This is a genomic window from Pantoea sp. SGAir0430 (genome assembly GCF_043549295.1).
Map to the genome: position 1 here is coordinate 849,118 of NZ_CP039427.1, position 11,912 is coordinate 861,029.

Annotated in this window: 9 protein-coding genes; 3 read left to right on the forward strand and 6 right to left on the reverse strand. The window is 55.9% G+C overall.

Annotated elements, in window-relative coordinates; all coding sequences use genetic code 11:
* The first annotated feature begins 17 nt into the window (after window positions 1–17).
* Window positions 18–1,088 carry a catabolic alanine racemase DadX gene (gene dadX, locus E7738_RS04120; RefSeq protein ID WP_058757726.1) on the forward strand — a complete coding sequence of 357 codons (1,071 nt, stop codon included), beginning with the start codon at window positions 18–20 and terminating at the stop codon, window positions 1,086–1,088.
* Here the strand turns inward: dadX and E7738_RS04125 are convergent.
* From E7738_RS04125 to yeaG, 6 genes are all read right to left on the reverse strand, one after another.
* The gene (locus tag E7738_RS04125) at window positions 1,081–2,274 is read right to left on the reverse strand and encodes a multidrug effflux MFS transporter (protein ID WP_241798704.1); all 1,194 of its coding nucleotides are present in this window, start codon (window positions 2,272–2,274) and stop codon (window positions 1,081–1,083) included. The genes dadX and E7738_RS04125 overlap by 8 nt on opposite strands.
* Window positions 2,275–2,394: 120 nt before the next feature.
* Window positions 2,395–3,861, reverse strand: a complete 1,467-nt coding sequence (gene wbaP, locus E7738_RS04130) for an undecaprenyl-phosphate galactose phosphotransferase WbaP (RefSeq protein WP_031280210.1) — start codon at window positions 3,859–3,861, stop codon at window positions 2,395–2,397.
* 378 nt (window positions 3,862–4,239) lie between these two features.
* A complete protein-coding gene (locus E7738_RS04135) occupies window positions 4,240–4,473 on the reverse strand; it encodes a DUF1480 family protein (RefSeq protein WP_021510054.1) in 234 nt (77 codons plus the stop codon).
* A 75-nt stretch (window positions 4,474–4,548) separates the two neighbouring features.
* Complete coding sequence (locus E7738_RS04140; RefSeq protein WP_021510055.1) at window positions 4,549–6,276, reverse strand: potassium/proton antiporter; 1,728 nt, start codon at window positions 6,274–6,276, stop codon at window positions 4,549–4,551.
* Window positions 6,277–6,507: 231 nt separating this feature from the next.
* A complete protein-coding gene (locus E7738_RS04145) occupies window positions 6,508–7,782 on the reverse strand; it encodes a YeaH/YhbH family protein (RefSeq protein WP_031280211.1) in 1,275 nt (424 codons plus the stop codon).
* Window positions 7,783–7,872: 90 nt separating this feature from the next.
* Window positions 7,873–9,807, reverse strand: a complete 1,935-nt coding sequence (gene yeaG, locus E7738_RS04150; protein ID WP_021510057.1) for a protein kinase YeaG — start codon at window positions 9,805–9,807, stop codon at window positions 7,873–7,875.
* A 409-nt stretch (window positions 9,808–10,216) separates the two neighbouring features.
* On the opposite strand from yeaG, the gene E7738_RS04155 reads away from it, so the two are divergent.
* Both E7738_RS04155 and E7738_RS04160 read left to right on the forward strand, forming a co-directional pair.
* The gene (locus tag E7738_RS04155; protein ID WP_058774604.1) at window positions 10,217–10,966 is read left to right on the forward strand and encodes a MipA/OmpV family protein; all 750 of its coding nucleotides are present in this window, start codon (window positions 10,217–10,219) and stop codon (window positions 10,964–10,966) included.
* A gap of 83 nt (window positions 10,967–11,049) precedes the next feature.
* Entirely contained in the window at window positions 11,050–11,898 is an 849-nt protein-coding gene (locus E7738_RS04160; RefSeq protein ID WP_241798705.1) for an aldo/keto reductase, read from the forward strand.
* Window positions 11,899–11,912 lie beyond the last annotated feature (14 nt).

An 11,912-nucleotide genomic window follows, 5' to 3' on the forward strand; every position in this document is an offset into this window, starting at 1 on the left:
TCAGGGAGAGTAAAAACATGTCACGTCCTACGGGTGCCACCATTAATCAACAGGCGCTGCGCCACAATCTGGCGATTGTGCGTCAGGCGGCACCGCACGCGCGCGTCTGGTCGGTGGTGAAGGCCAATGCCTACGGCCACGGCATTGCCCGCGTATGGCAGAGTCTGGCGGAAACCGACGGTTTCGCGCTGCTGAATATGGAAGAGGCGATCCTGCTACGCGAGCAGGGCTGGAAAAAGCCAATTCTGCTGCTGGAAGGCTTCTTTCACGCCGATGACCTGACGCTGATCGATCGCTATCGCCTGACCACCAGCGTACACAGTAACTGGCAGATTCAGGCGCTGGCGAAGGCGCAGCTGTCGGCGCCAGTCGATGTTTATCTGAAGATCAACAGCGGCATGAACCGTCTCGGTTTTCGTCCGGAACAGGCACAGGCGGCCTGGCACAAGCTGCGTGCGTTGCCCAACGTGGGGGAAATGACGCTGATGGCGCACTTTGCCGATGCGGAAAACCCGCAGGGGCTGGTGGAACCGATGCAGCGCGTGGAACAGGCGGCGGAAGGGCTGAACTGTCCGCGTTCGCTTGCCAACTCAGCGACCACGCTGTGGCATCCGCAAGCGCATTTTGATTGGGTGCGGCCCGGGATTATTCTCTACGGCGCGTCACCGAGCGGCGACTGGCAGGATATCGCCAGTACCGGTCTGCAGCCGGTAATGACGCTCAGCAGTGAAATTATTGGCATACAGCAGATCGGTGCCGGCGAGGGTGTTGGCTACGGTTATCGCTACCACGCGGCCGCGCCACAGCGTATCGGTATTGTGGCCTGTGGCTATGCTGACGGCTATCCGCGCCATGCGCCGACCGGTACGCCGGTCAGCGTTGATGGCATCCGCACGCAAACGCTTGGGGCGATCTCGATGGACATGATGATGATTGACCTCGAACCCTGCCCGCAGGCGGGTATCGGTTCGCGCGTGGAGCTATGGGGCAACGAGGTGAAAATTGATGAGGTAGCGAAAGCCGCCGGAACGGTAGGCTACGAGCTGATGTGTGCACTCGCGCCGCGCGTCCCGGTCACGCTTAGTTAAGCGCCGTCACTGTACCACGCATGTTCTTACTGCAGCGCCAGGCGATCAGCGCCAGCGCTGCACCCACCAGCATCATCAGCGCTAACGCTGATTTCTCCGCCACCGGCAGCGCCACCATCGCCAGGCTGCCACCCGCACCGCCCGCCATCTGAATAAATCCCTGCAGCGCCGCCGCCACACCCGCCTGCTGCTGATAGGGTTCCAGCGCATAGCTGGTGGCCGGCCCGACGGTGAAGGCCAGGCCGGCTACCGAGATCGCCACCGGAATCATGTACAGCGACCAGTGGGTTTGCCAGGCCGCAGGTAACAGCGTCATCCCCGCCACCAGCAGCAGCGCACCGAGCAGCATGGTGACAAACCCCATGGCGAGACAAAACGGGCGGCCCGCCTTGCGAATGGTTTTATTAACAAAGGCGCTGACCAGCATGATCCAGAAACCGTTGGCGCCAAAGGCAAAGGAAAACTGCAGCGGCGTCAGGCCACCTTCGGTCATCAACACGTGCGGCGCCAGCGAAACGTAGGTCAGCACCATGCCGAGCGCGCCCGCGTTGGCAAAGGCGAAAGCGAGAAAGCGCGGCTGCCGGGCGATGGCAGCATACTGCGCCAGCGGCAGCCCGTTAACGCGCAGCGTGTCCGCCGGACGTGTTTCCGGCAGTGCGACCACAACAATAATGGCAATCACCAGCGCATAACCGCACAGGAACCAGAAGGGCGCACGCCAGCCATAGGCTTCCGCCAGAATACCGCCGAGCAGCGGTGCCAGTGCCGGCACGATGTTCAGCGCGCCATTGAGGAAACCATAAGCCCGCGCCGCGGCATCGCCGCTCAGCCGATCGCGCACGCCGCTAAATGCCACCACCGCGCTACAGCATACCGCGCAGCCCTGAATCAGGCGCGCCAGGAAGAACACCGGCCAGACGGTGGAGGTTGCAGCCACTGCGCTGCCGATGATGTAAAGCGCGAGGCCGATCAGCGCGATCGGCTTACGGCCAAAATTATCCACCAGCGGACCGGTGACCAGCTGACCTATACCCATCACCAGCAAAAACAGCGGAATGGTGGTCTGGATCAGACTGACCGGGCTGTTAAGACCTTCGGCAATCTGCGGCAGCGTGGGGAGGTAGAGATCGATGCCCAGCGGTGCCAGCAGCACCAGGCTCAAAAGAAGTAGGGTAAACTTTTGCATTACGAACCAGTAACGTCCTGTTAAACAGGCGAGAAGGGTAATGAGTCTGCGGCCAAAAAGAAAGGGCTAAAACGAAAAGGCGATGTCTGCCGGGACGGCGCAGACATCGCGTCGAGGGTATCAGTAAGCACCGTCGCGGCGCAGCACCACGCCAGCGGTTTTGAACAGAATAGCGATGTCGGTCCACAGCGCCCAGTTCTTCACGTACCAGGAGTCAAAATAGACGCGCGTGTCGTAGTCGATATCGTTACGCCCACTGACCTGCCACAGGCCGGTCATGCCCGGTTTGGCCATCAGATAGTAGTCGACATCGCCCGCGTAGCGTTCCAGCTCAGCTTCAATCACCGGACGCGGTCCCACCAGACTCATTTCGCCACGAATCACGTTCCACAGCTGGGGCAGTTCATCCAGGCTGGTTTTCCGCAGGAAGCCACCGATTTTGGTGATGCGCGGATCATTCTTCAGTTTGAAATCACGATCCCACTCAGCGCGCGCTTCGGCACTGGTGGCCAGCAGATTTTGCAGCACTTCCTGCGAGTTGGTCACCATTGAACGGAACTTCAGGCATTTAAACTTCACGCCATCCTGACCGACGCGTTCGTGGCCGTAAATGGCATTGCCGCCATCGCGTTTTACCATCCAGCACAGCAGACCGAACACCGGGGCAAGAAACAGCAGCAGCAGTGAGGCAACCACCACGTCGAAGGTGCGCTTGAGGAAACGCGAGGAGCGTTTCGCCAGGTTGTTACTGACGCGCAGGATCATCACTTCATGGCTGAAGATAAACGACATATCGGTGCCATACAGCGGCACACCGCGCAGCGTAGGGATAACCGAAATTGAGCGGCATTTCATCTTGGACAGAAACTTCAGCCATTTATCGCGCACCACCTGCTGTTCAAATTCGGTGGCGACGATAAATTGCGTGTTGTCACGGTCCATGGTTTGCCAGTTGATGTCTTTCCAGGTGATCACCGGCACGCCGTTGACGCTCTCCTGATGATGCTCATCGTCCAGCGAGATAAACGCCTGCACGTTATAGCCGAGGATCTCCTCGCTCTGCAGCGCCGCGTAGGCTTCCATGGCGTTTTTACCGGAGCCGATGATAATGGTCTCTTTCTGCCACTGGCCAGCGCGATTGATGGCACGCTTCACGCCGGCGCGCATCAGCGGCAGCAGCAGCAGGGCATAGGTCCAGCTAAACACCCACACCATGCGCGAGAAGTCCCATTTGGAAAAGGCAATCAGCGCCAGATCCAGCAGCGAAAACACAAACAGCGTTTTGACGATTTCTTTCAGCTCAAACCAGAACGGTTTGCGGTAGGTGTAGTGGCGCATACGCACCCAGAACCAGGCTGTGCACAGCACTGACAGACCTAACTGTGCGACAAATCGGTATTCAATTTGCTGCGGCGGAATAAAACTGTCCAGTTCTCCCCAAATACCCTGGACGGTGGCCGCGGATAAAAATAATGCCAGGTTCAGTGCAATTAAATCCGAAAAGCTGAGTGCCACTTTCGCGATGAGATTTTTGCGCAGTCCGCTCCACGAGCGGGTTGCATCGTTCATTACCAATGTACTTGCCATAAAACCTGCTCTCTTTTCTTAAGTAAAAGATGGCCTGACCAGAATCAAGTACGCGCTCAGGAGTCGTCCGCTGAAAGCAGAAATAAAATAATATTCAGCGAGATATGAGTCAGTGCTGCCATAAGCGCTGCATGGAAAGGGCCGTTTGAGACGTGATTTACGTCACGAAAAGCTGCAGCAACGTTTAAGAGTATGCAGGAGTTATTTGACAGAGTTAATATGGAAAGAGTCTGAAAAAACAATATTTGATTAAAGTACAGGTCAGCTAATTTATTGAAAAATAATAATAAAAGTAAAAGGCGCCATGAAATAACAGACTATTTTAAGACTACTTTTCGGAATGACCGCCAGTCAAAGTGAATGGCGGTGAGGAAAATATCAGGCCGGTTTTTTCAATACCCAGCGGTCTTGCTGCTTGTCATAGTGGCCGATTTGCAGATCAACCGGTTCGCCATCAATCCACGCCGGTACGCTGGTTTCATGATCCCAGCCGTCGAGCTGATAACTCAGGCCGGGGTTGGTATGACAGGGGATGCCGACGGTATCCAGCTTCTCCACATCCATTACTGCATCGACGATCTCGTAACGACCAATCTTCACCACGTGTCCCATCATCTTCTCCCGTTTGCTGGGTGGAATAGTGATCATAGACGCTGACACGCAGTTTACGAGCGATACGGCCTCAGATTATTCCTTCTCTTCCCGCACGCGCACCCCGATTTTGACGATTTGGTTATCCTCTTTTTCCGCCACCGTCCACGTCAGCTGGTTCCACTCGACCTGATCTCCCACCACCGGCGTGCTGCCGAGCAGACCCATAATCAACTGGCCGAGCGACTGCTGATCGTTAGTCTCTTCATCGAGCTCCAGGCCATAGATCTGCGCGACATCGCGCAGGCGCGCCTCGGCATCAAGGATAAAGTCACCAAAGAAGCGCTGATCCAGCGCCACCGGCGGCGTCTGGCTGAACATCTTGCCCAGCGCCGGCAAATCGCGCTCACGGCCAATAACGCACAGCACGTCACCCTCTTTCAGACGCGTATTGCCGTTGGGGTGCATCAGCGCGTTATCGCGGAACAGGGCGGCAATGCGCGTTTCGCGCGGCATTTGCAAATCGCGCAGCGCGGCGCCAACGCACCATTTGTCGGCGCTGAGCTGATAAACGAACTGCTCCCACGGATTTTCCGGATGGATATCCAGCCCGACGCGGCTGATGGGCGACGCGGTCGGCGGTACCACCACCTTAGCCCGTTTAGCGGCATAGCCCAGCGACGTGCCCTGCAGCATCAGAGATACCAGAACCACGAAGAAGGCGATATTGAAGTAGAGTTTTGAATTCTCCAGCCCGGCCATCATCGGGAACACCGCGAGGATAATCGGCACCGCACCGCGCAGGCCTACCCAGCTGATAAAGATGCGTTCACGTCCGGTAAAGCCTTTAAACGGCAGCAGCCCGACCAGAATCGACAGCGGACGCGCCACCAGAATCAGCCACAGTGAGAGAATCATCGCCGGCAGCGCGATATGCCACAGGTCAGACGGCGTCACCAGCAGGCCGAGCACGATAAACATACCAATCTGGCTCAGCCAGGCCATGCCGTCGAAAGTCTGCAGAATGCCGTGGCGGTTACGAATCGGGCTGTTGCCCAGCAGAAAACCACACAGATACACCGCCAGAATGCCGCTGCCTTCCATCACCGTGGTCAGGGCAAACACAATGATGCCGCCGCTCAGCGCCAGCAGCGGATAGAGCCCTTGTGCCAGGCTGATGCGGTTGATCAGTTGCTGCAGCGCCCAGCCGCCGCCCAGTCCGAGCACAATGCCAAGGCCGAACTGCTGCACCAGATGCACCACAAACATCCAGCTCAGGCCGCTCTGCCCCTGCTGGATCATGTCGATTAGCGTAATGGTAAGAAACACCGCCATCGGATCGTTGCTGCCTGATTCAATCTCCAGCGTGGAACTGACGCGCTCGTTAAGCCCTTTGTCGCCCAGCAGTGAAAACACCGCTGCGGCGTCGGTCGAGCCGATAATGGCGCCAATCAGGAAGCCCTGCATCAGATCGAGCTTAAACAGCCAGGCGGCAGCCAGACCGGTGAGGCCGGCGGTAATCATCACGCCAACGGTGGCCAGCGACAGCGCCGGACCAAGCGCCACCTTGAACGAGCTGGCCTTGGTGCGCATGCCGCCGTCGAGCAGAATAATCGCCAGCGCCAGGTTGGACACCAGATAGGCCACCGGATAGTTATCAAAGGCAATACCGCCGATGCCGTCCACGCCGGTCAGCATCCCCAGCGCCAGGAAGATCACCAGAATCGGGATACCGAGACGCGACGAGAAGGAACTCAGCAGAATACTTGCTGCGACCAGCACGGAACCAATAATGAACAAACTGTAAATCATGCTGGCATTCAACGGCGTTCTCCTGCGGCGGGGCATAAAAAAGCAAATTGCGGGCAATTCACACAGACAAGGTGAAAAGATAATGCCTTATCAATAGCTTGTCAGCGGTTAATTGCACATTTTTTCATTCTGTGGCGCGCTATCCCATAGAAGGTTAAATCCGCACAGAAAAACAGCAGGGTTTTCAGAGGGGTTAAGCCGGGCGGGGTAAAGAAAAAGCCGGTCGGTGACCGGCTGGTAAACTCAGGCTTCAGCGACCTGTTTATGGAAAAGCTCACGAAATACCGGGTAGATGTCTTCCGGCTCGCGGATGTGCTGAATGGCAAAGTTATCAAACATCGCCTGCAGATGCTCATACTCGCGCCACAGAGTTTGGTGCGCCCGTCGGGTAATCTCAATGTAGCTGTAGTAGCGCACCACCGGCAGAATATGCTTCGCCAGAATTTCATGACACAACGGTGAGTCATCCGCCCAGTTATCGCCGTCCGAGGCCTGCGCCGCATAAATATTCCACTGCGACGGGTCATAACGCTCTTTCACCACTTCGTCCATCAGCTTAAGCGCGCTGGAGACGATAGTGCCGCCGGTCTCCTGCGAGTAGAAGAACTCCTGTTCATCGACTTCTTTCGCCTGAGTATGGTGACGGATATACACCACATCGACGTTTTTGTAAGTCCGGCTGAGGAACAGATAGAGCAGGATATAAAAGCGTTTCGCCATATCCTTGGTTGCCTGGTCCATCGAGCCGGAAACGTCCATTAAGCAGAACATTACCGCCTGGCTGGACGGTTCAGGCCGCTTCTCGAAATTCTTGTAACGCAGGTCAAAGGTGTCGATAAACGGCACGCGCTCAATGCGCGCCCGCAGTTCCGCAATCTCTTTACGCAGCCGCTCCTCTTCCAGCAGTTGCGCCGGCTCGCTGTTTTCGACTTCGCTCAGTGTGGCTTCAAGTTCGTGCAGCATACGACGTTTGCCTGCGGTCATGGCGGTTCTTCGCGCCAGCGAGTTTTGCAGCGAGCGCACCACGCTGATATTGGCCGGCACGCCATTCGAGGTGAAGCCCGCGCGGTGAGTTTTGTACTCATTGAGCTGGCGATGCTGATTTTTGCGCAGGTTAGGCAGCGCTAAGTCTTCAAACAGCAGATCGAGGTACTCATCCTTGGAAATCTGAAACACGAACTCGTCCTGACCTTCTCCGTCCTGGCTGGCATTGCCCTGACCGCTGCCGCCACCACCGCCGCCCTGCGGCCGCTCAATGCGGTCGTTTTGCACAAAGTGGTCGTTCCCCGGATGCACGCGATGACGACTGCCGCCGCGCCCCTGATGGAAAATCGGCTCGTTGATGTCGTCAACAGGAATCGACACCGATTCGCCACTCTCCACGTCGGTGACCGAACGCTTGTTGATGGCCTCGGAGATCGACTGTTTGATTTGCGACTTATAACGGCGCAAAAAGCGCTGCCGGTTGACCGCACTTTTATTCTTGCCGTTAAGACGCCGATCGATGAAATAGGCCATAAATTCCCCCAAACTACGCTGTAAGCCAGGCCGGAACGGGTCCGGCCTCCTCAGGCGGCATGTGGATGCCGCGTAGCTTACCGCTGTCGATTATGACGATTTGCGCACGCGCAGATACCATTCACACAGCAGACGCACCTGCTTGCGGGTATAGCCTTTTTCCATCATGCGATCGACAAAATCGTCGTGTTTTTTCTGTTCGTCCGTGGATGTTTTGGTGTTGAACGAAATCACCGGCAACAACTCCTCGGTGTTGGAGAACATTTTCTTCTCGATCACCGTGCGCAGTTTTTCGTAGCTGGTCCAGTTTGGATTGCGTCCGTTATTCTGTGCCCGTGCGCGCAGCACAAAGTTGACAATCTCGTTACGGAAATCTTTCGGGTTACTGATCCCGGCAGGTTTCTCAATCTTTTCCAGCTCGGCGTTGAGTGATTCACGATCGAACAGCTGGCCGGTATCCGGATCGCGGTACTCCTGATCCTGAATCCAGAAATCCGCATAAGTGACGTAGCGGTCGAAGATATTCTGACCATACTCCGAATAGGATTCGAGGTAAGCGGTCTGAATCTCTTTGCCAATGAACTCCGCATATTTCGGAATCAGATAGCCTTTCAGGTGTTCCAGATACTTCTCCGCCTGATCCTGCGGGAACTGCTCGCGCTCGATCTGCTGTTCCAGCACGTAAAACAGGTGCACCGGGTTAGCCGCTACTTCGGCATGGTCGAAGTTAAACACGCGTGACAGAATCTTAAACGCGAAGCGGGTCGACAGGCCGTTCATGCCTTCATCCACCCCGGCGTAATCGTGATACTCCTGCCACGACTTCGCTTTCGGATCGGTGTCTTTCAGGCTTTCACCGTCATAGACGCGCATCTTCGAGTAGATGCTGGAGTTTTCCGGCTCTTTCAGGCGCGACAGAATTGAGAAACGCGCCAGCGTTTCCAGCGTGCCGGGTGCGCAAGGCGCGGTGGTCAGTTCACTGTGGTTGAGCAGTTTTTCATAAATTTTGATCTCCTCGGACACGCGCAGGCAGTAAGGCACCTTCACGATGTACACACGGTCAAGGAAAGCTTCGTTGTTCTTGTTGTTACGGAACGTCACCCACTCTGATTCATTGGAGTGCGCCAGAATGATGCCGTTAAACGGCAGGGCGGAAATCCCTTCGGTACCGTTATAGTTACCTTCCTGAGTAGCGGTCAGCAGCGGGTGCAGCACTTTAATGGGTGCTTTAAACATCTCCACGAATTCCATGATGCCCTGGTTGGCGCGGCACAGCGCACCCGAATAGCCGTAGGCATCCGGATCGTTCTGCGCGTGGTTTTCCAGCTTACGGATATCCACTTTACCCACCAGCGCTGAAATATCCTGGTTGTTCTCATCACCCGGTTCGGTTTTGGCGATAGCCAGCTGTTCCAGAATCGACGGCCACACTTTCACCACTTTGAAGCGGGTGATGTCGCCGCCAAAGTCATGCAACCGTTTTGCCGCCCACGGCGACATAATGGTGCCAAGGTAACGCCGCGGCACGCCGTACTCTTTTTCCAGAATATTGGCGTCTTCCTGCGGATTAAACAGGCACAGCGGATGGTCATTGACCGGGCTGCGTTCACCGTCGGCACTCAGCACATAGATTGGCACGCGCTGCATGAGCGCTTTAAGCCGTTCGGCCAGCGAGGATTTACCGCCGCCCACCGGGCCGAGCAGGTACAGAATCTGTTTCTTCTCCTCCAGCCCCTGTGCGGCGTGTTTCAGGTAGGAGACGATCTGCTCAATCGCTTCCTCCATACCGTAAAACTCTTCAAAGGCCGGGTAGCGTCCGATGACGCGGTTCGAGAAGATACGGGAAAGGCGAGGCTCCTGGGCAGTATCGACCATCACAGGCTCACCGATGGCCATCAATAGTCGTTCTGCCGCGTTGGCGTATGCACTGCGATCCTGCTTACAGATGGTGAGGAATTCCTGCAGTGTGAACTCTTCGTCCTTGGCAGCTTCATAACGCTGACGATAGTGATCGAATATATTCATAGCGATGCCCGTCCTTTCGTTTTTAGCACAGGTAAAGGAGCGTAATAAGATGCTCTTGCAGCTCCCGGAAGATATTCTTTATTGAGTACAGCAACCCTTATGCCAACCTGACGATTTTTTATCGGGATTCACAATTCTTATGGTTACTCTGCTCGTACAAAAAATTCTCGTCTTACTTTTACTGTAGAAGGCAATCAGAAAAATTGCTCCGTCTTTTCTCCTTATTTAGCGATATATCAATAACAAAGTCTCATAAGCGCTAAGGCCGTCACGCCCTTGCGGCAACAGGTGCGCTGCGTCTCAGACGCTTCTGACAGGATAAAAAGGAAATCAACATTAAAAGTTAAACCAGTGGCAAAATTTGGTTAGACTCTGCGTGTGATTGTTATATTAATGGAATGAATAAATTGTGAACCATTTCAAACTTAAAGCGCTTGCTCTGATGTGTCCTTGCTATTTTGCGGCGTTCAGCACTTACGCTGAACCCGTGTCACTTGGGGCTTCGGTTATTTATGCCCAGTCGCCGTACCGCGGCGGCCAGGACCGTTATCTGCCGATCCCGGTCATCAATTATGAGGGGGAAAACTTTTGGTTCCGCAGCCTACAGGGCGGTTATTACCTGTGGAAAGACCCGCAGAATCAGCTGTCGTTAACGCTGCTGGGCTCGCCGCAGCAGTATGACCCGAAAGATAACGATCTGGGCGATATGAAAGGGCTGGACAAGCGTCGTATGACGCTGATGGCCGGCGCGACTTATCGTCACGTTGCTGACTGGGGAATTGTGCGTACCGCGCTGCTGGGCGATGTGCTGAATAACAGCAACGGCATGATCTGGGACCTGACCTACCTGTACCGCTTTGATTTCGGCGCGTTCAGCCTGACACCGGGCATTGGCGCAATGTGGAACAGTGCCAACCAAAACCGCTATTACTACGGCGTTTCCGGCCACGAAAGCGCGCGTACCGGCATTGATCGCTATCACCCGGACGACAGCTGGTCGCCTTACGTCGAGATGAACGCCAGCTACCAGATAAGCGAGAGCTGGAACGCCAGCCTGTCAGGCCGATACACCCGCTTCGCCAGTGAAATTAAAGACAGTCCGATGGTGGATAAAGACGGTCAGTTTACGCTGTGGACCGGCGTTAGCTACAGCTTCTGATGACCGTACGAACGCCTCATAATGAGGCGTTTTTGTTACCCTGCACCAATATTGCGCCCCGTAATGGCGCAACGGGAGGTGGGATGAAGACAATTCAGTTTAATGACGATACGCCGTTAGCGGCTATCGGCCAGGGCACCTGGTATATGGGCGAAAATCCGGCACAGCGGGCGCAGGAAATCGCTGCGCTGCAGGCTGGACTGGACGCCGGACTGAAACTGATCGATACCGCTGAGATGTATGCCGAAGGCGGCGCGGAAGAGGTGGTCGGCGCAGCGCTGCGCGGACGGCGCGATCAAGCCTGGCTGGTATCAAAAGTTTACCCGTGGAACGCCGGTGAGGTCGATGCGATTGACGCCTGTGAGCGCAGTCTGCGCCGTCTGCAGACGGACTATCTCGATCTTTATCTGCTGCACTGGCGCGGTAATGTGCCGCTGGAGGAGACCGTGCGCGCCATGCAAACGCTGCAGCAGCAGGGCAAAATCCGCCACTGGGGCGTCTCCAATTTTGATAGCGACGATCTGCAGGAGTTGTGGAGTGAAGCCGGAGGGATGGGCTGCGCGACTAATCAGGTGCTGTACCATCTGGCTTCACGCGGTATTGAATTCGATTTACTGCCGCTCTGTCAGCAGCACCATACGCCCGTCATGGCTTACTGTCCGCTGGCGCAGGCCGGACGGCTGCGTCAGGCGCTGTTTGACGATGCGACTTTGCAGCAGATTGCACAACAGAAGAGCATCAGCATCGCTCAGTTGCTGTTGAGCTGGGTGATTCGCCAGCCGGGCGTAATGGCCATTCCAAAGGCGGGCAGCGTGGCGCACGTGCAGGAGAATGCGGCGGCCCTGAATATCATCCTGACCAGCGATGAGCTGGCGCTGCTGGATCGCGCCTTTCCGCCGCCGCAGCATAAACTGGCGCTGGATGTGGTGTAAACGGCGCGTGCGCG

Excerpts from the sequence above, each read along its gene's own strand:
- dadX (WP_058757726.1), top strand. The coding sequence starts at position 18 with ATGTCACGTCCTACGGGTGCCACCATTAATCAACAGGCGCTGCGCCAC.
- E7738_RS04125 (WP_241798704.1), bottom strand. The coding sequence starts at position 2,274 with ATGCAAAAGTTTACCCTACTTCTTTTGAGCCTGGTGCTGCTGGCACCG.
- wbaP (WP_031280210.1), bottom strand. The coding sequence starts at position 3,861 with ATGGCAAGTACATTGGTAATGAACGATGCAACCCGCTCGTGGAGCGGA.
- E7738_RS04135 (WP_021510054.1), bottom strand. The coding sequence starts at position 4,473 with ATGGGACACGTGGTGAAGATTGGTCGTTACGAGATCGTCGATGCAGTA.
- E7738_RS04145 (WP_031280211.1), bottom strand. The coding sequence starts at position 7,782 with ATGGCCTATTTCATCGATCGGCGTCTTAACGGCAAGAATAAAAGTGCG.
- yeaG (WP_021510057.1), bottom strand. The coding sequence starts at position 9,807 with ATGAATATATTCGATCACTATCGTCAGCGTTATGAAGCTGCCAAGGAC.
- E7738_RS04160 (WP_241798705.1), top strand. The coding sequence starts at position 11,050 with ATGAAGACAATTCAGTTTAATGACGATACGCCGTTAGCGGCTATCGGC.